Raw genomic sequence first — 23,984 nt, 5'->3', positions numbered from 1 at the left:
ATTTCTTTATGATCGCATTGGAATTTTCTACGTTTTTAGGTCGTTTTCATCCCTTATTCGTGCATTTGCCTATCGGTTTTTTGTTCTTGGCCATTGTATTGGAATGGTATGAGAAGTTCAAAAAAACTGAAAAACAAAGTCGCCTTGTACCCATCGCCTGGTTTTTAGGGGGAGTAAGTGCCGCAGGAGCCGCTTTAAGCGGATGGCTCCTTGCGGATACCGGATTATACGAAGAAGATCAACTGTTTGCACATAGATGGTTGGGCATTGCCCTCGTAGTTGTTTCCTTCGTAGGCTGGTGGATTAAAAGCAGGCCCGAAAAGCATACCAAGCTTATCCATAATGGTTTCAACATTTTGTTACTGGCCCTACTTTTCATAGAAGGCCATAAAGGAGGAAACCTTACGCATGGGGATGAGTATTTGGTAGAATACGCCCCGGAATCCATTCAAGGAATACTGGGTGTTTCCAAAGCAAAGGACTCCCTTCCGGAATTGAGCAATCCCGATTCCGTATTGGTGTATCATGATTTAATAGCCCCTATTTTCGAATCAAAGTGTGTTGCCTGTCATAGTGATGAGGTACGAAGAGGCGGCCTCAACATGGCATCCGCCGATTCATTACAGATCGGTGGTGACGATGGGCCGGTAATCTCCCAGGGTAATCCAGGTGAAAGCGAGCTCTTTAGAAGAATTACACTTCCTCAGAAGAATATAAAATTCATGCCTCCTACCAAAAATGTATTGACATATGATGAAATAAAGACAGTGGAATGGTGGATTGAACAGGGAGCTTCTTTTGAAGATCCGGTATCAGCCTTGGAGGTAGCCGAAAATATGAAACCTGTGTTGCTTCGGCGCTATGGTCTCAATACGGAACCTAGGCCTTGGTATGAAACTGTACAGCTGCCCCCTTTGGATAGTACACAAATATCGGCTCTTCGAGAAAGTGGGTTCACCGTAAAATCCTTGGGAGCGGAGAACCAGTTATTGGATATCAAATTCTCCGGTACGGATTTGACCCAAGGCCAATTGGCAGAACTTGAAAAAGTAAAAGATTATATTACTTGGCTTTCCTTGGCTCGGACCAATGTAAAAAACGATTGGCTGTCCATAGTATCCCAATTTCCAAACCTCACCCGACTCCAGCTGGAAAAGACAACTATTTCTGATGAAGGTGTGGCACATCTCTCGGGTCTAAAACATTTGGAGGCACTTAATCTCTATGGCACCAATGTAACTGATTCCTGTTTGGCCGACATTCAAAAATTGGAAGGCCTCAAAAGGGTTTACTTATGGGGAACCAAGGTCACTCAAGCCAATGCCAAATCTTTGCAAGAGGGCAAAGAAACCTTGGAGGTGATAATTGGCGAAAGCTAGATTTTTCAATTCATGACAAAGAATAAAAAGGAAATACAATACCACTCACAATATCCTTCGGTAGAGGATTTACGGGCAAAAGCCCAAAAAAGAATTCCCCGCTTCGCTTTTGAGTATCTGGATGGTGGTTGCAATGAGGATATTAATCTACATAAAAATACATCGGACATTCGGGATGTTGAGCTCCTTCCCTATTACCTCACCGCCCATACCGAATCCAAAATGAAAACTGAGCTTTTTGGTCATATCTATGATGCGCCTTTTGGTGTAGCACCTGTTGGCTTGCAGGGCCTTATGTGGCCAAACTCCCCTGAAATATTAGCCAAGGCCGCCTTTGAACATAATATTCCTTTTATATTGAGTACCGTTAGTACCAGCAGCATAGAACGAATTTCAGAGCTCACCGAAGGACAGGCCTGGTTTCAATTATACCATCCTGCGGAAACCTCGGTCCGTAATGATATCTTAAAAAGAGCTGAAGCTGCCGGATGTCCTGTCTTGGTAATTTTATGCGATGTTCCCACCTTTGGTTTTCGTCCAAGGGATATACGGAATGGTCTGGCCATGCCTCCTAAAATGTCCGTCAATAATATTCTCCAAATATTGGGTAAGCCACAATGGGCCTATAATACCTTACGTTACGGGCAGCCCAATTTTGAAACCTTGAGGCCCTATATGCCAAAAAACCTGAATTTAAAGCAATTAGGAAAGTTTATGGACCAAACCTTTTCGGGAAGGTTGAATGAAGAGCGTATCAAACCTATTCGAGATATGTGGAAGGGCAAATTGGTACTGAAAGGTGTTGCCAATGAAGCCGATGCCGAAAAAGCGGTGGGACTGGGATTGGATGGAATTATTGTTTCCAACCATGGTGGAAGACAACTGGATGCGGGAGAATCCACGATAAAACCATTGACCCGCATTGCGAAAGGTTATGGAGATAAAATTAAAGTAATGATGGACAGCGGCCTTCGCTCAGGTCCGGATATTGCACGTACCATGGCCTGTGGTGCGGAATTTACCTTTATGGGCCGTTCCTTTATGTACGGTGTCGCCGCGTTGGGCAAACAGGGAGGGGACCATACTATTTCACTTCTCAAAACTCAGTTACAACAAGTTATGGAACAAATTTGTTGTGAAGATGTAAAGGATTTTCCAAAGCACTTGATTTCGAAATCCTAACCTATTCGTAGATACCATGAAGTAGACACGCAATTCATCAAGATTTTCATTATATTTAGATATCTCGCTTTTATTTAAAATCTGTATATGTCCAAGTATAATGTTGCTGTTTTAGGTCCAATTCCAAGAGATCACATTACCACACATCATGGAGAGGTTATTGAAAAATATGGTTGTGCTACCCATACGGCCATTGGCCTCTCCAAATTATTAGGTGATAGCGGCACGGTATTCCCCGTTTCGCATGTACGTAAAAAAGATGAAAAAGCGATAAAGGAAATATTGGCGGAATACCCAAATATCAATACGGATCATATCACTTCCGATCAGGACCAAGGCGATGTCATAAGCTTAAAATTCGTAGACCAAAATAATCGCTTGGAAAGACAAACCGGGTTTATGAACCCGATAATTCCTGAAGATGTTGAGCACCTTTTGCATTGTGATGTTTTTGTCTGTGTGCCCATTACTGACTATGAGGTTCCTTTGGAGACTTTAAAATATATCAAGGAAAATAGTAAGAGCACTTTAATATTTGATGCCCATGGTCCTACTAATACGGTAACCATTACTGGGGACAGATTGATCAAATTTTGGGTAGATCGTGATCAATGGCTTCCTTACATAGATGTACTTAAAATGAATCTGGAAGAATCAAAATGTTGTTGGTTCGAAAAAGAGTATGCCCCAGAAAGTCTCGTCCACATCAATGACGAGAATACGGATCACCTTCCAGGCTTTGCCCGGCATGCGCTAAACCACGGCATAAAATCATTGATAGTGACACTGGATTCCAAAGGTGGCGCCGTATTCTTTAAAGAGGATGGGGAAGTAAAACAAGAAATCGTCAAATCTATACGTGTAGAACATGTTGTGGATACCACCGGTTGTGGCGATTCCTTTGCCGGCGGGCTTGGATTCGGTCTTCTGGAAAATCCTACAGATTATGCAAAAGCTGCCAAATATGCCAATGCGTTGGGTGCTCAACGTACCCAAGGAAGGGATTTCAGTGTCTTTAAGTCCAAAAAGGAGACCGACCAAATGATTCTGGATAATTACGGCAATATTTGATTGGTTTTCTTAGTAGCTTTTGATTGATCTCAGATAAGAGTAGTCGCCCGCTAAAAGTTGATTTAGCCTCCAACACCAACCTAAAATTGTTCTAACAACAAGTAAAAAAGCTATAAACGACTATTCCTATTAATGTCCCGGTCTAAAACCCTGTAAAAAGCAATCTTCCAAAAGAGTATTTTCCAGAATTATCAAATAGCGGTTGGGTTCATTTGTAATTATGCAACAAACTGAATCAAATTTGACAATATTCTACTTTTTTTTGTCAATAATCTACGTGTTAATTTTTTTATAAAAAAATGAATCCCTATATTCGGTAACGTTAACGCAAAACATGTGTACGTTAACGATTGTGCGAAAAATCATATAATTATAACGTATTGACAATCGGCCGTTCTCATAAACGGACTTTGAAAAGAGGACACGTTTTAGTGCAAAAAAAACAACCGAACAACAATCACCATGGTATACAGAAACAAAAGCCCTTAAAATCCACCCACTTAAACAACTTTCCAACAGGAGGGTTTGATTTGAATAAATTCAAAAGAAAAAACTAAAATCTCTTCAACCAAAAAAGAAACAACTAACAATACATATGATATGAAAAAACTACTCTCAAAAAAACCATTGCTCCCGGCAAGAAGTTTTTTGTCCTTATTTATATGTTGCCTTATGGGCACATATTCAATGTTTGCCGACAACATCTCTGGCAAAATGAGCAATTCCATTGAAGTTCTCCAATCCACCGTAACGGGTGTTGTCTACGATGAAAATGGAAGCCCGTTACCTGGTGCAAGTGTTGTAATTAAGGGGACCACAACCGGTGTTGTAACCGGTTTTGATGGGGATTATTCCATTAATGCTGCTGCGGATGCAGTTTTGGTATTCGGTTATGTGGGATATAGTTCACAAGAAATAACTGTCAATGGAAGGTCTACCATAAACGTTAATATGGAAATCGACGCCTCTCAATTGGATGAAGTGGTCGTTGTTGGATATGGTACCCAAAAGAAAGGTGAAGTAACGGGTTCCATATCTACTATCGGGGCCGAATCCATCGAAAAAATTCAAACCGCCAGTAGTATTGATGCTATTAAAGGTCAGGTTGCCGGTGTTGATATTCAGGCTAATGGTGGACGGCCAGGTGAAAATTCAACAGTACGTATACGTGGTCGCCGATCTATTTCGGCCTCCAACGACCCATTATATGTTATTGATGGAATTCCCCAAATAAGTGGTAACGCAGCGGTGGCCGACATCAATCCACAGGATATTGAAACCATGAACGTACTTAAGGATGCAGCCGCAACGGCTATTTATGGCTCCAGGGGTGCCAACGGTGTTATCCTTATTACTACAAAAAGAGGGCGTGTAGGCGATACCAAAGTAAGTTATAGCAGTCACTATGGCATTACCTCCGCAACCCGTTTGGTCGATATGATGAACGGAGAAGAATTTGCCGCTCTAAAACGGGAATCCAGAAGAATAGGTGCAACGGATGCAGACCGATGGAACGGTCCTCTCGCACCGGACGAGGATGTTTTTGACGACCCCATTGAGTTGGAATCGTTAGCGCTAGGAAGGTCCACAGATTATTTGGACCTGGTACTTGATAATGGGTGGCAAACCAACCATCAAGTTAGTGTTAGTGGCGGTTCCGAAAAGACAACCTTCAATACATCGGTCGGTTATTTCAACGAGCAAGGAATCATTAGCAACATGGATTTTGAACGTTTTACGGGAAGGATCAATCTGGATCACAGAATCAATGATATCTTCAAAGTGGGGATGTCGTTTACAGTTTCCCATTCCATTCAAAATTTTGGATCCAATGCCGTTATGGGAGAAGCCCTGGCCAACAATCCGTTAGGCGTTCCATTTGATGAGAATGGAGATCCTATATTTCTGCCCACCAATGACGGTATTAGAACCAATCCATTGAGCGAATTGGTAGATGGGGCTTTTGTTGATGAACGAAAAGTCACCCGTATTTTTGCTCCGGTTTATTTGGATATTAACATTGCGAAAGGGTTAAAATGGACCACTAACTTCGGTCCTGATATTCGTTACAGAAGAAGAGGTGAGTTTAGGGGTAGTTTTACCAATGACAATCGCGGCGGCCCAGGAGATGCAGAAGTTGAAAACCTTCAAAACTTTGGGTATACCTTGGAGAATATTTTGAACTTCAATAAAACTTTCAATGAAAAGCATAATTTAGGAGTCACCCTACTACAAAGTATTCAGAGTTCTAGGGAAGAAACTTATAAAGGAGAGGTTGCGAATATACCCTATGAAGAGCAATTATTCTATAATATGTCTACGGCATCCGTCAGGGGTAATATCGACTCGGATCTGGAAGAATGGACTTTGGCCTCATTTATGGGAAGGGTAAACTACGATTATAAAGGAAAGTACCTCTTTCAAGCCTCACTCCGTGCTGACGGTTCTTCGCGTTTGGCTGAAGGTAGAAAATGGAATTACTTTCCAGGCGTCTCTGCTGGCTGGCGAATTTCCCAAGAAGATTTTTTAATAAATAGTAATACAATTTCAGATCTGAAGTTAAGGGTCTCTTACGGAGAGGTAGGGAATACTTCGGTTAACCCATATCAAACACAAGGTACATTATCTTCTACCGATTATGCCTATGGGGAAGCCTTGGCCTTAGGTTTCTCACTTAGTGATATCCCGAACAGCGACTTAGGTTGGGAGGTTTCAAAGACCATAAGTGCCGGTGTCGACTTCGGATTGCTGAACAATCGAATTACGGGTTCCTTGGATTATTACTCGACTAAGACAGAGGATCTTTTGTTGGATAGGACCCTACCCCCCTCCTCCGGATATTCGAGTGTGTTCCAGAATGTGGGCTCTACAGCCACAAAGGGATTTGAGTTCAGCGTTAATGGGGATGTCATCAATAATCCAGGTGGCTTCAACTGGAATGTTGGTTTCAATATTGCCACCTATACGGAAGAGATTACCGACCTCCCATTAAGGGATGAGAATGGTAATCCACTCGATGATATTGGTAACAAATGGTTCATTGGCCAACCGGTAAATGTCTTCTTTGATTACGAGAAAATAGGAATTTATCAAGCCAATGAAGTTGACCTTGCCGCCAATGCCGAGGGTAAGGTACCCGGGGAAATAAAGCTACGAGATCAAAATGGCGATGGGGTGATTACAGATGCCGACCGAATAATTTTGGGAACAGATATCCCCGATTACTATGGGGGAATCACCAATACCTTTAATTACAAAGGTTGGGATCTAAGTTTTTTCTTTTATTTCCGTCAGGGGCAAATGATCCGTTCCCGTTTTCATGATAGTAATAATGCATTATTTGGCCGCTATAATAACTTGGATGTTGACTTCTGGACTATAGATAACCCAACGAACGAGGCTCCTCGCCCGAATGAAAATCAAGAAAGACCTAAGAATGGTTCCACCTTGACCTATTTTGATGGTAGTTATCTTAAACTCAGAAACTTGACTCTGGGGTATAACTTCCCGAGTTCTTTGACCGAAAAGCTTAACATTTCCAACTTGAGGTTGTTCGTTGCAGGCCAAAATCTCTGGTTTCTGTCGGATTATGAAACCTTTGATCCAGAGGTCTCCGAAGAGGATGATTTGACGCGAAATGATGACGGCGAGATTACGGCAAGAGGTCAAGGTGTCTCAAGTAGCACCGTACCCAGTAACAGAATGTGGTCAATAGGACTAAATGTAACTTTTTGATAAAAAATGGTATGGTTAAAGAAGATAAATTTAATATGATGAAAAGAAAAAAATATACAATCTTGCTTTTAGCGCTGTTATTTGTAGCGCAGTCTTGCGATGATTATTTGGAAGAGGAACTGATATCGGATGTCTCCGCAGGAACCTATTATACTACCGAAGCCGGTTTGGAAGATGCCGTTGATGCTACCTACGCATGGCTGAAGGGGTTTTATGGCCCTGAACGAGGATTTACCATGACCACTTTTGGTACCGATATCTTTACCAACGGTGCCGATGGCGGTCATAAAAGGGTAAATTTCTATGACCAATCCTTTGATGCCACAGAAAGCTATGTGAACGATATGTGGCGAGATTGGTACCGGGGCATCAATCAAGCAAATGCAGTAATTGAACGATCTGCCGAGGTAGAAATGGACGAGACCCAAAAAACCATTTGGATAGCAGAAACCAGATGGTTACGTGCCTTTTATTACTATGATGTAGTAAGAACTTATGGTGACGCTCATTTGAGCTTGGAAGAAACCGTTGGTGTGGAAGTTGAGGCCAACAAGACAGCCGCTTCCGAGATATATGCACAGGCCATTATACCTGACCTTGAATTTGCCATCGCCAACTTGCCCGATACACAAGATGAATACGGTAGGGCCACAAAACCTGCTGCGGAATTTTTGTTGGGCAAAGTATTGTTAAGACGCGCCCAAACATCCTTTGCCGCTGGCGATGATTCAAGCAGGGCAGAAACATTATTTAGCAATGTTATCAATAATTATGGCTTTGAACTACTGCCCGATTATGCCGATCTATGGGATATCAACAATCAGGAGAATTCGGAAATTGTCTGGAATTTGACCATTGCCAAATCTTTGGTAGATGAAGGCATTGATAGTGAGGGGCATAGAGGACATCTCTACTTTTTGATGGAGTACGATGTACGTAGGGGAATGACCCGGGATATTGCCAATGGAAGGCCTTGGAAAAGGTTTAGGCCTACCCCATTTTTGTTGGGACTTTGGGATCGTACTGTGGATACACGATATGACAAAGGTTTTAAGCACGTTTGGTTCGCCAATAAGGAAGTTTCCGACGAAAGGGGAAATTTAGCAATCGGCGATACCGCCCTATTTATTCCCGGTCCCGGCAGGGATATAGAATGGCCACAGGCCAGAAAGGATGCGGCACCTTATGTTGTATATACTGCGGATGACTATACGGAACGTATTTTCCCTTCAATGAATAAATGGATTGACCCTACACGGCCCGATCGTCAAAAAACACAAGGACAACGTGATGTTGTACTTATGCGTTTGGCAGATGCCTATCTACTGCGGGCCGAGGCAAGGCTGCTTCAGAATAACATGGCCGGCGCAGCAGATGACATTAACGTTGTTCGAACAAGGGCAGCTGTTCCGGGGCAAGAGGCTGCAATGCAAATTACCGCCGGAGATGTAGATATGGATTTTCTGTTGGATGAGCGCGCTAGGGAACTTTTTGGCGAACACGCCCGTTGGTGGGATCTGACACGTACCGGAAAATTGGTGGAACGTGTACGGTTACATAATATTGAAGGTGGCCCGAACATACAAGACTACCATGTTTTAAGGCCGATTGGTCAAGATCAAATTGATAGAACCGTGGGTGGTTATCCGCAAAATCCCGGTTATCCACAATAACAATCTTACTTGTTTGGTTTAGTTTGAGTTAGTTTAGTTCACCCTCCTGTTTATCATAATTAAATGGGAGGGTTTTTTAGTATTTCTCTGCTGGATATCCAAGATAGGATAATGTCGGAATCAAAGGGTAGCATTCTCCTTGACAATGATTTCTACAGGAATATCAAGATTTAGCTCGGACCTATCCTGCTTAGTAATAAAGTTAAAAAGGCTTTTTATGGCAGCATAACCCTGGTATTTGGGTTGTTGGTTGATTAAGAAATTGATTTTATCTTCCTTTAAGTATTCCAAATTTTGTTTATTTAGATCGAAACCAACAATGAAGGTATTTTTAACTTGGTACTGTTCCAATATCTTGGGTAGCAAATGCGATTTTGAGTTTGTCACAAACATTCCCTTTGGGTTGTCCTTCCCGAACCAATCCTCCATTTCAGCCGTTACTTTAAATTCGTCGTTCAAGGAGTAGTTAATCGTATGAATCGTTACCCTCTCGTTAATGGTATTAAAAAATTCCCTAAACCCCTGTTCTCGCTGTATATTATTGGCATGAATACCCCTGTCATTTAACATATTGATTACGAAATAATCACCTTTAGCGCCTACAAGACCATGAAGCAATCTTCCGGCCACCCTACCCGCTTTATGCGAGTCCTGGCGAATGAAACAGGCAGGTCCTTTTAGTTCAATTTCGGTATCTAAGAAGACTATGGGAATCTCCCTTCCCTCAGCGCGTTTAAGCAACGAATTGCTTTCCTTTTTAAAGAATGGTACCGTTACTATGGCATCATAATCCTTTAGGAAAATCTGTTCGGCCAGATTATTGAAAGAAGACGAATCCAAGAACAAATAATTGTCCACCGCTACTCCTAATTCTTTCAATTCCTGAACTGCCAGCTCGATACCTTTTTTTGGGAGTTTCCAATAATTCCATTTATTTTTTGCCTCGGGAATCAATATGGCAAATTTTATCTTTTTAACCGAGGCTAATTTTAATCGACTGGCTGTTGTATTCTTTGTATAGCCGATTTCCTTGATAACCTTTCTTACTCTTTTTTCGGTCTCTTTGGAAACGCCTTTTCTATTGTGCAATACACGATCTACCGTCCCTATCGACACGTTTGCAAGTTCAGCAATTTTCTTTATTCCCATACTTCCCTAAGGAATTAGTTGGTTTGGTAATCTTTTGATATACAATGTTTTACATAAAATAGCAATATTAAAATAGTTACAATTCAGCTATTGAAATATTCTTGAATTGTATGGTCATATCACTTCCCGGATGCAGTTGAAGACCAACAGGACCTTTTAAATTGGCTTCTTCAAGAATGTAATTCATTACTTCTTCTCCATTGAGCCATACTTTATAGGAATTGCCAATAGTCATGGCTTTTATGGTATTCCAGCCATCCATTCTCAAAAGTTCCTTAATGCCGGCGGCCTCTACCGGATATCCTGATTTGGGTACGTAAGGGGAACCCGTCATATCTCTTTTCAAAGAGCCCGATATACCGATTTGAATTTGTACGTTCTTCTCATCGTCTCCTCTCATAAAAATACCCGAGTCAATAGTACCTTCTCCGAATTTAAAGTCCAATTGAACAACAAAATCCTCGTATTCCTTCTTCGTCCATAATATGGAACCTTTTTGATCAGGGTCACTTTTTGCCCAAAGCGCGTCGCCATCAATTGCCCACCACACATTATTGTCGGGTACTTGCCATTGCTTTAGATCCCTACCATCAAATAGGGTCTCCATTTTGTAGTCGGTACCTTGTCCGAAATTCATGACTACGAACATCAATGTGCAAATCAGGGAATACATGGACTTCATTTTTCTAAATTTTTAAAATTTAAGATTACTTGGTATTGAACTCATCAAATGAAGTATTTAAGGCATTGTTGGTCAACTTGGAACCATTATGAATTAAAATGCGATAATTAAAAGTTACCGATTCATTTTTGTCCAATTTGAAATTTAAGGTTTCCTTCCCCTCAGAAAAAATAGCCTGTCCCAAAGGATTGGCGGCAAAAAGTCCGTATCCTCTGGCATGCCAGTAGGTGGGGTATCCTATATTTCTCTTATGGTCCAGTATAGTGATGGATACGGTTTCGCCCTCGATCTCGCTTTCCAATTTAACCCATTTGTTACGCGTGCCCCAGACATCATTTCCTGTTAAACCTTCGCTGCTAAAATAGTTGCCATTTATACCTTCATTATTCAAGGCTTCTACTTCCGTTATGTTTCCCGAAGCATCCGTATAGAGTGCCGGTTTATCAGAAACCAATTCTAGTTCTCGTGCTACGCGAATGCCAATCATTCCTTCCTTGTTATCTTTAAAGGAAACATCCTTCAAGGCATTTAGGGTTGTAGAACGGTCTATGATTCTGGTGTTCTCTTTTTCGGAAAATGTAAACTCCGTTATCTCCTCCATCAAATCAATATCTTCTGGCGAACGCCAAATCGCTTTTATTTTCAAGATTCCCTTATCTTCATCACTTTGCAGAATTTCCTGATGGTAAATTGTACCATACTGGTGTTTTTTCTCCTCAGGAATTGCATAGGAATTGTTCCAAAAATCCAATCCGTTTACATCCCCATAGTTTAACCAGTGCCCTGCATGATGTGGATGGTCAACACGCTCATTGGGTCTTGGATCATAGGGAAAGCCCCGGGTAACCGTTTTGCCACTTTTGGTGATGAGCGGGTACAAAATCGGTTTGGGAGTTTGTCCGTCATAAATATAGCTCGTGAACGGCTTACCATTAATCGTAATATCTATTTTCCTGTTTGCATCATCCTTTGTAAATTTCACTTCAGATAATTCTTGTACCTCCTCTTCGGATATCGTGTTATTGGTAGTAGCTGTATTTTTTACCTCCTTACAAGAAATCAGCAAAAATATAAAGGGCATGTAATAACTAAATATTCGCTTAAATAGACTCAACATATCTTCTATTAATATTTGAACACCTTTCCACCGGCCAGAACATCCTGATTCTTTTCATCGAAAGTGGCCTTTAAACCGGTTCGCAAGGCGGCCGTGGTCATGATGTTGGCAATGGAATGATTGTAGCCTGCCTCCACCGGACCATTGGTCGTCTTACGGCTTCGGACACATTCCATCCAATTTAACATGTGCAACGAGGTCATATTATCAGCTCCGGTATTGGCAGATGTCACTACTTTTGGTGCATTCTCGGAAAGATTGAAGCCTTTTAGTTTGTTCGGCTTCATTCCCATAGCACTTGCGTGCCTTTGGGACAATCCTCCATTGTCACTCACTTTGTTTGTATCCAGATTCAATTCTCCTGCATTGGAATAATAGATCTCCTTGGTACCGCCGGCTGAATTCGTAAAGCGGGAGGAATAGGTAACCTGGAAGCCTGAACTTGAATCGTCGGAGGGACCATAATCGAAGACCGCCGACATCGTATCGAAGTTTTTCCGCCCATCCTTCCATAAGTAAATACCACCATTGGCGGCTACGCTTCTTGGATGGTCCAAACCAGAAAACCAATGCACCGTATCAATCTGGTGGGACATCCATTGACCAGGAATTCCCGAAGAATACGGCCAGAACAGACGATATTCCAAATATTTTCTCGGATCCCATTCCGCTGGAGGCCGATTCATTTGATAGCGTTTCCAATCCGTATCGGATTCCTTTATTTCGCTGGTTAATTTCGGCAAACGCCATCTACCTGGTTGATTTACGTTCCAGGTCATTTCGACCATTACGATATCCCCAAACTTACCGGATTTTATAAAATCCGAAGCAGCATGATAATTGGCACCGCTACGTCTCTGCGACCCGATTTGAAAAACGATTCCGGAATCCTTCACAGCCTTCATCCCTATACGGGCATCTTCCATGGTTTCTGCAAAGGGTTTTTCACAGTATACGTCCTTTTTAGCATTGGCCGCCTGTACCGTGTGAAGTGCATGTTGAAAATCAGCGGTAGAAATAATTGTTGCGTCGATTTTGTTCTTATCATACATTTCCTCATTATTCCGCCATTGCTCTACTTTGTTTCCTGTCTTCTCCTTTATATAGGCCGCTCCTTCGTCACGTCGTCTGTTCCATATGTCGGATACCCCTACAATTTCGAAATTCTGCGCCTTGCTGTGCCCGTCAAAAGCAGGTATCAAGGCACCCTTGGCCCTGTTCGAAAATCCCACAATACCCACACGGACACGGTCGTTGGCACCAATTATTCTTTTATAGCTCTTGGCACTTATAGAGCCGGCACCCAAAATGATTCCACTTGAAGCTAAAGTTGTTTTCTGTATAAAATTTCGTCTTGTCCTATTCATGATCGGTTGATTTTTTTTGTTAAAATTCTCGTATTTTGATGCTCCTAAAGGAAACCTCATCCCCATGGTCCTGTAGTAAAATAAGCCCTTCGGGAATGCGACCGAAATTATCCCATTTTTCATATTTACTTTTTTCCACCAGCGCCTTGAACATTTGACTAAAGCGATCGAACTCCACAACCTTAATCTGGTTCAACCAATGCTCAACATGGCCTCCCTTGACCACAATTCGGGCATTGTTCCATTTACCCACACCCTTAAAATTTTTGCCTCGGGAACTGTCGGTATTCTCGGCCCGTATTAAATCATATAGTGAACCTACCGTCCGGTTACCATTCTTTCCTTGTTTGGCGTCAGGGTGCGCTTTGTCATCCAGCACCTGAAATTCCATGCCGATTGCCGAACCTTCTCCCTTATTAAGCTCGGAATCCACAAAGTATTTGATGCCGCTATTGGCGCCTTCGGAAATCTTAAAATCAACACTCAGTTCAAAATCCTTAAAGGAATCTTCCGTCACAATATCACCGCCATTTCTAGATTCCGCTCCACCTGAGGCAAGTACAGTAAGAGCGCCGTTTTTTATTTCCCAGCCTTTTTCAGGAAATTTATCCAGCTTGGCTCCTCTCCATCCCTTGGTAGTTTTTCCGTCCCATAACAAACGCCAGCCCTTGCGTTTATCGCTATCAGTAAGTTGATTGACCAAGTAACTGATTTCGGGTACATCTGAATCAACTTCCTTTCTTGAGTCTTCCAGAGCAGTCGTCTTAATCTTTATGTTTTTCCACTTCACGATTTTACCTTCCAAGCTTTCGTCACGGATACTATGAACTTGAAAGGCGATAAAACCTTCAGCAGTAGTGTCGTCCACCAAATTGGCACATTGAATATCATTGACCCATGTACGAATGGTATTGCCAATAGCCTCTATCCTATAATGGTTCCATTGACCGGGGACAAAGGCATTCCGCCCTTTTGGATTTCTTGAGAGTGGATAAAGCCATCCACTTCTGGCCTCATCGTAAACCCCCCCTGCCCATTTTCTTGAGCTTGTTTCAATTTCGCATTGATAACCGTGTACCCTTCCTTTATTGTAATCCGGCAAACTTAAACTTCGGAATTGAACCCCGGAGTTCAATCCATTTTCAACAAATACGTCGAACTCCAATATGAAATCACCGTATGTTTTTTTCGTCGCCATAAAACTGTTGGGAGTATCCAGCTTGGAAGTTCCGATAAGCTGTCCGTCCTTAATTTCATATTTGGCATTTCCATTGAGCTGTTCGAAATTTTTTAGGTCTTTCCCATTAAATAACATTTCCCAATTGTCCTGGGCCGAAAGGGAAATTCCTGTAAAAAGAATAATTGATAGCAGTAGATTGTTTGCTTTTTTCATACGTGTTTCTTTTGTAAGCTTTTGATTATTTGTTATGTTGGTCTAAGGTTAAAAAACAACAACCGTTAACGTTAACGAATGTAAAAAATATTTTAGCTTTTAGCAAGATTAAACCGTATTCTTTAATCACTTAGAATCTCAGGAGCCTTTTTAAATGTATTTGCTCTAACTAAGATGATGCAAATTGTATCCTAACCTCCTTGCCAACTTTGACCGGTATGCTGGAATAAACTTGTGTATTAGAAGTCAAAGCCATTGCTCCTTAGGATATAAGGTCAACACCATGAGTCTTTACCTTCTTGTAAAGCCTAGATTTGCACAGTTCCGAGTTTCGGCAGCATCGACTCATTTTTGTGTTGTGAAGATTCCATCTTGGAGAGTATGACATTCAGTAAAGAAATGGCCTCGGTAATATAAGGTCCTTTGTTCAGCATTACACATTCCGCTTTAAGCGCTGTTGTGGCATCCGTTATTTCAGAACGTGAGGGCAAACCACTTTTAGCCAAATTTTCCAATACCTGTGTGGCCCAGATTACCGGAACGTGGGCAGCACCACAAATGGACAACATCTCCCATTGAATTTGGCCAATGTTCTCCCAGCCGGTCTCAATAGCCAAATCTCCCCGGGCTATCATCACCCCAATATTCTCCGTTTTCATGGCCTCCAAAAGAATGGGCACTAAATTCTCAAACCCAAATTGTGTTTCAATTTTCAAAATGACGCCTAATTTTTCCAACACACCCAGTTTATCCAATTCCATGTAGAGCTGTTCAACATCCCCTGGTCCATTGACGAACGAGAAATTTACGATGTCCGCATTTTTGGCTACAAAAACGAGGTCTTCCCTATCTTTAGCGGTTAACCCTGAAAATCCCAATCGGGTATCGGGAAAATTAATGCCCTTTTCAGCGCGAAGTTTAGACCCATTCTCTTTTGCCAAAGTAATTTTAACTTTAAAAAGGTTTTCATTCACCTCGGTTATGGTTCCCGCAATTTTGCCGTCATCAAAAAAAATGCGGTCTCCTTCATGGATATATTCAAATACTTCGGGCATTTGACATGAAATGGTAGCTGGCTTGGTCATTACTCCATCACTTGATAATTCCGCCGGACGACCCAATTTATGTTCTTTATGTATCCATAATTCATCTCCTATCCTTAGCGTAAGGGCATTTTCTTTGGGTGGTATCTCGCCAACTATCAATTCCAATGTTTCATCCAAAGTGCCAATAAGGACCAAATCAGGTTCAAAATAGATGGTTTGCATTGTTTCGACCTCTACTTTATCTCCGCTACAATCTGTTACTATCAGTTGTCGGCGCTTGGATCGAGCATCTACCAAAGAGAGTACCTGGTCAACTTTCAGCGTTTTCAAATCACCCGATTTGATAGGCAAAACATCTGGTGAGTACACGTATTCCGATTCTGGGACCAGTATCAATTTACCAGGCTCTATGACCTTCCCGAGGTTGTCTTTTTTTGGTTTACAGCGCAATACCCGCGGTCCTGGAAGAATTTTTCCCGTCCGTATTTTGGGCCCTGCCAAATCCATGGCAATTTTAACCTCTTTGTCTAGTTCTCCAGCAGCTTTTTTGATATTTAAAATTATTTTTGACCACACTTCCGGTGAGTCATGGGCACAATTGATTCGGGCGCAGTCCATGCCCTTTTCCAACATCCGTTTTACCATTTGGTAATTCTCGGCGGCCTCTTTGGGCTGGGTTACCATTATTCGCACCCTCCTGTCTTTACCTGCTATCCCCAATAAGTTTTTAGTATTTGATTTCAACAGTTTCTCCCCTTTTTTTATGGACCATTGTTTTTTTAGAGCATCTTTTTGATTTTCTTCAACTGCCAGTCCCAATAGATAGCGGATAGTAAGTACACTTGCCTTGATATGGCCTTCCGCATGGGCAAAACGGGTAAGGCCTAAATTCTTAAGTTGTTTTTGCATTGCCCTGACATCAAAACTTCTAAATGAGATATAGTTTATGAGGTTTTGCGCACTTTTTTCATGATAGGGGTGAACGTTTTCTACGGTTTCCTTTAAACGTTCTTCATCTTCTATCATTGAGCCGATTATAGCATCCAATTGCTCGATTATCCCAAATATGTTCTCTTTTTTTATTTTCATCCGCCGATGCTTTCAATAAAGATTAATGTCAAGCAAAAAATTTTAAATCAACAGGTCAAAAAACCGATAAGGTTTTAGGAATCCCAAAAGTTAATTAATCCATTTGAAAAATGGTTGTTTTATGTTAAAAATGGGAATTAAATTGTGATTGTCCCATGGAAGTGGGACTTAAATTACTGGGAAATAAATGTTCATGTTTTTTGGGAATATATAAGGCCACGAAGAACAAAAACATAGAACCGAAGGACTATAAACAAAACTGCCCAAAGCTAATCACCCAAATAAAAAGTACTGCCTTGTAATATTTGATATTCGCATCCTTATGCTATGCGCAGGCCCCATTATTCCAAGTATTCCAAATGTTACAAAAAAAATTCTCCCCTCTTTCTTTAGCATCGTTTTCCAAAATACCGCTAATTAATCTTCTTCTTAAACGATTTACTAAATACCAAAAACAACACGCCGCAAAGCAACCATGCCGGTAAGGTTACAAATGACAAAAAAACATCGAGCTGAAGGGATATAAAATAAAAAAGTCCAAAGCTGATCGCCCAAGAATAAAGAACAGCCTTGTTGTATTTCACATTCGCAACTTCTGCATAGTTTTTTACGATGCCGGCTTGTCTATGAAAGAAATGTTCAAAGACGATTACGGCACCGAAAGGAGCCAGAATGAAACCGTAAAGTGCTACAAAACCTAATAGTTTCATCGCAAATGCTGGAAATAGTCCCGCTACGGTAGCAACTGTGCCAGCGATAATGGTTACCCAGAAAGTTGAGACCTTGGGCATAATGGCCTGGAAGGCCAATCCGGCCCTATAGATGGTTGGGTTGGCCGTTGTCCAACCTGCAAGTACAACGGCTATGATACCAAAGATTCCAATAGCATTATGGGCCAACGGGCCTGGTGCTACTGGTGGAGCTTCTCCGTTGGACAATAAGGCTTGTGCTTCGGGAGATTTCAAATATACCGCATACAACAATGCTGCGGCTATCCATGCCATATAGTGGCCAACATACATTCCGGCTGCAGTCGTCCAACCTGAATTGGCATTTTTGGCAAACCGGAATACAGATAAGTCGGACATGCCTACATGCATTGCTGCATTGGCAAACCAAGACCAGATAACGACATGCCAAAAAGTATATTTTATTTGCCCAGGAAACGGCTCCGACCCTTCGCCCCAAATATTCCAAAAATCGGAAAAGCTTGTGACACCCAATTGGTTTAGGGCAACTACACCGCAAGCTACAAACGCCAAAACGATGGCCGGAGACATCCAATTCGCCGCTCTGGATACGGTATCATATCCTTTTGAGGCTATTAAAGAAATAACCGCTCCGATCAATATAACAATGATTACCCAGGTCATTCCATTTGGCATGGTGTCAGTCAACTTTGGCATTTCCATATCAAAGGGTATTCCTACGGCTGTCGCCGAAACCGTAATCATAGCTCCCGCAAGAAAGCAAAATAGGATTCCATTGGCCAAATTGTAACCGATTACCAATTTTTTCCCACAGATTCTTTCCAACTGGTAATAAAGTGTCAACCTGTTCTTAACAGCAATTTCAGCTGTTAAAAAGCGCCAGCTTAATACGGCCAAAAGATTGCCCAATAATAATCCAATAATCAAGTCAAAGGCACTTACCCCGGCGGTTAAAAACAACGGCCCGATCATAAATTCAGTTCCCGCTGCATGTTCTCCTGCATACATGCCCAAAAAACTCTTCCAACTTTTTAATTTTGAATGTGGTACCGGCTCTCTCTCAAATTCCCCTCCGGTTAGCTCTTCTGTAACTTCTTCCTCTACGCTTACTTGACTCATCTGCTTGGTTTTTGGCGGTTAGTATATTAAATGTTGGGGTAAATCGGTTACGCTTTCACAACACAGCTGTTCCATTGCCTGTTGCAATTGCGTTTTTAGTTTAGTTTGAACCTTTGTTCTCAAATCTTCGATTGAAGGATACCTTGTATCAAAATTTATAGCCATTTTATCTGTATTACGATAAAAACTTTTCTCTTAAAGCTTCAACTTCGTCTCGCCTATTGGAACCACATCTCCTAGGGTATTGCTTAGAACTAGCGATTTAGTACTAAATTTATTTTGGTTCCCATATGGCCCAATACATTTTTTTTGAAATCTATACTGTATGGTCAATCGGTACTATCATTGCAAACTATTCCATTAACTGAATGGCGCATGCTTTTTGAGTGCATAATTTTCTTTCAAAAAATTAGGTTTCAATTTTGAATTTGAAATTACAATGGCCGCACCCAAAGCAGAACCTAAGGAAGAATCCGTCGTACTAAGTTTCATGTTCCCCAATTGTTGCGATAGTAGTTGAATATAGACCTCATTATTGCTAAAGCCCCCGTCAATGTAAAGTCGTTCGATGATTTTATCTTCAAGAACCGCCTTGATACTTTTTACTTGCAAAAGGACCAATTCCAGAATCAATTGATGATAGGCATGTTCGAATTTATCGTACGGTATCGAGGTTTCTTCAGGCACATTTTCGGCAGTTATACTTGACCATTTGAACATAGGCACGAAGTCTTTGTTAATTTCAAAAAAAACGTGCTGGTCGAATTTCACTGTTTTGTGGTAATCATCGGAAACACCAAAATAGTCGGACAACACCTTTACTTTAATCTTATATTCATTCCCAAGGAACAGTCTAGAAACCTTAACCGGGCTTCCATCGATTCGCATATTAAACAAGTTGTCATTCTCAACATCCTTTAAAGTAAGCATTCCTTTGTTAAAGGGATTGATCGAGATGCTCCAAGTACCAGTTGATAGGAGTAAAAAAGGGTTGCTCAAACTTCGAATATAGGGTAGTAATGCCGAAGAACTGTCATGAATACCCACACCAATTTGAATGCTCTTACCCTTATAATTTATGGTTGTTGTTTTTCCAGATGAAACAATAGGGGGTAATTTCTCTTCTATCCCCTCTTGATAAACCCATGAATGATAGTCGTTCTTTTCATAATCCCAAAGTAGGGTATGGCAACCTATGCTTGTGTATTCGCTCACGGGGATTCCGGTAAAAAAATAACTTAGGTACTGCGGAAGATGAAGGGAATATTTTATTTTTTTGAAAACCTCTTTCTTTTCATATTTAAGCCAATACAAATGCATGCCGGTGTTCAACATGCCCAATTTGGGAGACCCGGTTACTCTTGAAAGTTCGTTCTCAGAACCATATGCTTTGTAAAAAGAATCATAAACTTCCCCTTTTAAAGGCTTCATGTAATTGTAAAGGGGAGTAAGTACTTTACCATCTTCGTCAATATGGACCAAACTTGCTCCATAACATGAAAAATTCAAAGCTGTTATATCATATTCCGCAGCATTGATTATTTTATCAAATACCATTCTTGACCAATTTTCTAATGCTTTCAGATTTTCAGTAGGATATCCATCCTCGTCCAAGATTTCTTCAAAACGAATATATTCACGATACACTTCTTGAAAATTCCTGTCAAAAAGAAAGAACTTCTTGTTGGTTCTTCCGATATCGAAAATTGCAGTAACTTTTTTTTTCATTAAATTTTATAATCCCGAAGCAACCGAGTTGGTCCCTCTTTCCTTTATAAGATTTTTTCGAATGTTCAACGAGCGATAGGATTCTAAAGGACGAAGGGCACCATAAAGATCGAGACGAGCCTTTTGTATCAAGGGTCTTACATCAGTTCTATACGCGTCTTGAAGTAGCTCCTGACACTTGACCACGTCATGATTTACTTGCGCTTCACGTAGCAAATTTTGGTCTACTAAAAGGGCCTTGGCATAAGCCTCTTGAATAGCTTCCAAAGACTGCATGAGGTCTTCAAGCGGGTCTTTGGTATTATGGCTGGCATCGATCATCCACGCAGGATATGGATTTTGAGGATTGTTTTCCATCCCATAGACCAATTCATTGAAAATGAGGAAAAGCGCATAAGGTTTTATACTGCCGACCGTTAGGTCGTCATCGCCGTATTTACTATCGTTAAAATGAAACCCGCCAAGTTTTCCCTTTAACATTAAGGTAGAAACTATCTGCTCAATATTGGTGTTGGGAAGATGATGGCCCAAATCCACCAAGGTATAGGCCTTATCGCCACATTCATTGGCCAGCATAAAAGAAGTACCCCAATCTTGGATAACCGTACTATAAAAATTGGGTTCATAAGGCTTGTATTCGATGAAAAGCTTCCAGTCATCAGGAAGTTCACCATAAATATCCTTTAGGCTATTTTGTATATTCGTTAAAGCAGTTTGAAAATTAGCTTGACCTGGGAAATTGGTCCCGTCTGCAAGCCATACCGTTAAACTCTTTGAACCCAGCTTATCCCCTATTTTTATTACATCTATGTTATGTGCAATAGCCTGTTCTCGAATTACTTTGCTTGTATTGCTCAAGGATCCGAACTTATAACTCTCCCTGGCATTTTCTTGATCTTGAAAGGTATTTGAGTTTACGGCATCGAAGGTAACCCCATGGGAGTTAGCCACTTCTTTGATAGCATTATAATCGTTGGGAACGTCCCAAGGAATGTGCAATGATATGGCCCCTGCAGTCCGCGTCAGTGCATGTAGAATGCCCACATCATCTATTTTTTGCTCAAGATTCGAAGGCTCTCCCTGAAAGCTAAAACGACCGAACCTTGTACCTCCGGCCCCTAATGCCCAACTGGGTATAGCGACCTGGAAATCCGACAATTTGTTGATTATTGAATCAATTTCATATCCCTTTCTTGAAAGTAGACTTGACAAAAAATCAAAATGCTTAGTATGTTCCGCAATATATTTTTGATTGGTATCCTGAATTTGATTTTTGTCTATTCTCATCGGACTGAACTTTTGGCTGTGAAATAAACTTCCACGGGCCTAGAGGTCCGTAGAAGTCCTGAAATAAAAACTAACTCAAACAACTATCGTACAAATGCATTGGCCATTCCGCCGTCCACATTGATTATATTTCCTGTAGTCTTGTTTAAAATCCCAACACAGGCAAAGACTCCGTTGGCGATATCCTCTGGATAAATAATTTCATTGAGCAGATTTCGTTTGGCATAATGTGCTGGAAGTTCCTCAACCGTAATTCCATAAGCTTTTGCACGGCCCTCTGCCCAATCACCTTCCCAAATCTTACTCCCGACGATAACCCCATCGGGATTCACGATATTCACACGAATTTTATCGCCTCCCAGCTCTGCGGCCAACAAACGGGCCATATGTTGCTGTGCGGCTTTGGCCGTACCGTAACCTACATTATTAGGGCCTGCTACCAGTCCATTTTTGCTAGCTATGCTTACAAAATTACCGCCCAAACCTTGTTTGCGCATAATAGCCACGGCCTGTTTGGCCAATTCAAATTGCCCTTTGACCAATACGTTTTGCAGAATTTCCCAATCCTTTTGGGTGGTCTCTTCCAGTGGTTTTGAAATTGCCAGTCCAGCACTGTGTACCACGATATCGACACCGCCAAATTCAACACATGCTTTCTTGTAGGCATCCACAATAGAATTGGCTTTGGTTACATCACATATGGCGTAACTCGCCGTGTCCCTAGAATAGGTGTCCATAGCTTCTTTAAGCCTATCTTCCGCTATATCGGTCAATACCACATTGGCACCTTCTTCCGCCAATTTATCGGCGATTGCCTTCCCTATGCCACCACCAGCCCCTGTAACCAATGCCACTTTTCTTGATAAAGGTCTTTCCTTGGGCATACGCTGCAATTTTGCTTCTTCCAAAAGCCAATATTCGATGTCAAAAGCTTCTTGCCTTGGCAATGACGTATATTCGGAAATGGCTTCCGCGCCCCGCATCACATTAATTGCATTTACGTAAAATTCATTTGCAACCCGGGTGGTCTGTTTATTCTTTGCAAAGCTGAACATTCCTACACCTGGATAGATAATAATAACGGGATTGGCATCACGGACCGAAGGACTATTGTCGCGTTTATGTTTATCATAGTATTCTTGATACTCCCTTCTATATGCCTTAAAAGCCGGTTCCAATTTTTTACGTATTTCCTCGATATTGGAAAGGTCTTCTTCGGCATCCAATTGAAGTACCAATGGTTGAATCTTGGTTCTTAAAAAGTGATCTGGACATGAAGTACCCATGGGTGCCAACCGCTCCAAATCGTGGCTGTTTATGTATTCAAGGACCACATCGTTATCGTTAAAATGACCTATCATTTTCTTTTCGGAAGAACATAGCCCTCTTAACATGGGCATCAACTGGGCAGCTTTTTCCATGCGCTCCTCCTTGGGAAGACTTTTGACCTTCTGCCCCCCAAAAACGTTACCTTTCTCCTTAATTTTAGTCTCTATATATTCAGAAGCCATTTCAATGACTTCCAAACTGTTTACATAACATTCGTAAGAAGTGTTGCCCCAAGTAAATAAACCATGGCTTCCCAAAACTATCCCACGGATACCGGGATTATCGTGCAAACATTTTTCCAATTGAAGCCCAAGATCAAAACCCGGTCTTTGCCAAGGTACCCACCCCATGGTATTGCCCCATATCTCCTTGGTAACTTTTTCGCTATCCTTTGCGGCAGCTACGGCAATAAGAGCATCCGGATGTAAATGGTCAATATGTTTAAATGGAAGCAATCCATGCAAGGGCGTATCGATTGAAGGGGCCTTGCTTTCCAAATCATATATGCAATGATTGAACAGACCTACCATACGATCTTCATCCGGAAGTCCCCCATATACATTTTTAAGATTTCTTAAACGCTCGGTATACAGCCCGGCAATTCCAGCCTTGGTCAATGTGCCAATATCACCTCCCGAACCTTTTATCCACATAACCTCAACCTCTTCGTCGGTCAGCGGGTCTTTTTCTATTGTTTTACAACTTGTATTTCCCCCACCATAGTTAGTAATTCTAAGGTCTGCCCCTAAAATATTAGATCGGTATAGGAAAAGTTCTACTTGGTCATCACCTAATAAATCAGCTTTCTTCTCGTCCCATAGATAGTCTACAAATTTGAAATCCTTGGTCAAGTTATTCATATATATTAAACGTTAATTTTTTAACTGCGGCTTAATTAAAATAGAGAATCAATGTTGCCATCCTGTAC

Annotated in this window: 15 protein-coding genes; 5 read left to right on the top strand and 10 right to left on the bottom strand. The window is 41.4% G+C overall.

The features are described from left to right. The first annotated feature begins 8 nt into the window (after nt 1–8). The 5 genes from ACP2AF_RS00195 (at nt 9) to ACP2AF_RS00175 (ending at nt 9,040) form a co-directional block, all read left to right on the top strand. A complete protein-coding gene (locus ACP2AF_RS00195; protein WP_425234234.1) occupies nt 9–1,379 on the top strand; it encodes a c-type cytochrome domain-containing protein in 1,371 nt (456 codons plus the stop codon). Nucleotides 1,380–1,391: 12 nt separating this feature from the next. Then, nucleotides 1,392–2,561 carry an alpha-hydroxy acid oxidase gene (locus ACP2AF_RS00190; RefSeq protein ID WP_425234233.1) on the top strand — a complete coding sequence of 390 codons (1,170 nt, stop codon included), beginning with the start codon at nt 1,392–1,394 and terminating at the stop codon, nt 2,559–2,561. A gap of 87 nt (nt 2,562–2,648) precedes the next feature. After that, nucleotides 2,649–3,632, top strand: a complete 984-nt coding sequence (locus tag ACP2AF_RS00185; RefSeq protein WP_425234232.1) for a carbohydrate kinase family protein — start codon at nt 2,649–2,651, stop codon at nt 3,630–3,632. A 600-nt stretch (nt 3,633–4,232) separates the two neighbouring features. Then, complete coding sequence (locus ACP2AF_RS00180) at nt 4,233–7,367, top strand: SusC/RagA family TonB-linked outer membrane protein (RefSeq protein WP_425234231.1); 3,135 nt, start codon at nt 4,233–4,235, stop codon at nt 7,365–7,367. A gap of 35 nt (nt 7,368–7,402) precedes the next feature. Then, complete coding sequence (locus ACP2AF_RS00175) at nt 7,403–9,040, top strand: RagB/SusD family nutrient uptake outer membrane protein (protein ID WP_425234230.1); 1,638 nt, start codon at nt 7,403–7,405, stop codon at nt 9,038–9,040. Between the two features lie 120 nt (nt 9,041–9,160). Here the strand turns inward: ACP2AF_RS00175 and ACP2AF_RS00170 are convergent, their stop codons facing one another. The 10 genes from ACP2AF_RS00170 to ACP2AF_RS00125 all read right to left on the bottom strand — a co-directional run bounded on the left by ACP2AF_RS00170 (nt 9,161) and on the right by ACP2AF_RS00125 (nt 23,916). Then, nucleotides 9,161–10,189, bottom strand: a complete 1,029-nt coding sequence (locus ACP2AF_RS00170) for a substrate-binding domain-containing protein (protein WP_425234229.1) — start codon at nt 10,187–10,189, stop codon at nt 9,161–9,163. Between the two features lie 76 nt (nt 10,190–10,265). After that, complete coding sequence (locus ACP2AF_RS00165; protein WP_425234228.1) at nt 10,266–10,871, bottom strand: 3-keto-disaccharide hydrolase; 606 nt, start codon at nt 10,869–10,871, stop codon at nt 10,266–10,268. Nucleotides 10,872–10,896: 25 nt separating this feature from the next. Further along, nucleotides 10,897–11,952 (bottom strand): PmoA family protein, encoded by a 1,056-nt coding sequence (locus tag ACP2AF_RS00160; RefSeq protein ID WP_425234227.1) that lies wholly within the window; start codon nt 11,950–11,952, stop codon nt 10,897–10,899. 44 nt (nt 11,953–11,996) lie between these two features. Next, on the bottom strand, nt 11,997–13,355 hold the full coding sequence (locus ACP2AF_RS00155; RefSeq protein WP_425234226.1) for a Gfo/Idh/MocA family protein: 1,359 nt from the start codon (nt 13,353–13,355) through the stop codon (nt 11,997–11,999). Between the two features lie 19 nt (nt 13,356–13,374). After that, nucleotides 13,375–14,748 carry a 3-keto-disaccharide hydrolase gene (locus ACP2AF_RS00150; RefSeq protein WP_425234225.1) on the bottom strand — a complete coding sequence of 458 codons (1,374 nt, stop codon included), beginning with the start codon at nt 14,746–14,748 and terminating at the stop codon, nt 13,375–13,377. Nucleotides 14,749–15,056: 308 nt separating this feature from the next. After that, on the bottom strand, nt 15,057–16,883 hold the full coding sequence (locus ACP2AF_RS00145) for a pyruvate kinase (protein WP_425234224.1): 1,827 nt from the start codon (nt 16,881–16,883) through the stop codon (nt 15,057–15,059). Between the two features lie 413 nt (nt 16,884–17,296). After that, nucleotides 17,297–18,712 (bottom strand): purine-cytosine permease family protein, encoded by a 1,416-nt coding sequence (locus ACP2AF_RS00140; protein ID WP_425234223.1) that lies wholly within the window; start codon nt 18,710–18,712, stop codon nt 17,297–17,299. A gap of 360 nt (nt 18,713–19,072) precedes the next feature. Further along, nucleotides 19,073–20,440 (bottom strand): FGGY-family carbohydrate kinase, encoded by a 1,368-nt coding sequence (locus ACP2AF_RS00135; protein WP_425234222.1) that lies wholly within the window; start codon nt 20,438–20,440, stop codon nt 19,073–19,075. 6 nt (nt 20,441–20,446) lie between these two features. Continuing rightward, nucleotides 20,447–21,727 carry a sugar isomerase gene (locus tag ACP2AF_RS00130; RefSeq protein ID WP_425234221.1) on the bottom strand — a complete coding sequence of 427 codons (1,281 nt, stop codon included), beginning with the start codon at nt 21,725–21,727 and terminating at the stop codon, nt 20,447–20,449. Nucleotides 21,728–21,810: 83 nt separating this feature from the next. Next, nucleotides 21,811–23,916 carry a bifunctional aldolase/short-chain dehydrogenase gene (locus tag ACP2AF_RS00125; RefSeq protein ID WP_425234220.1) on the bottom strand — a complete coding sequence of 702 codons (2,106 nt, stop codon included), beginning with the start codon at nt 23,914–23,916 and terminating at the stop codon, nt 21,811–21,813. Nucleotides 23,917–23,984: the final 68 nt, after the last annotated feature.

It is taken from the genome of Ulvibacterium sp. (assembly GCF_965248315.1).
In the GTDB taxonomy this organism is placed as follows: Bacteria; Bacteroidota; Bacteroidia; order Flavobacteriales; family Flavobacteriaceae; genus Ulvibacterium.
This window is presented reverse-complemented; position numbering and strand designations above follow the sequence as displayed.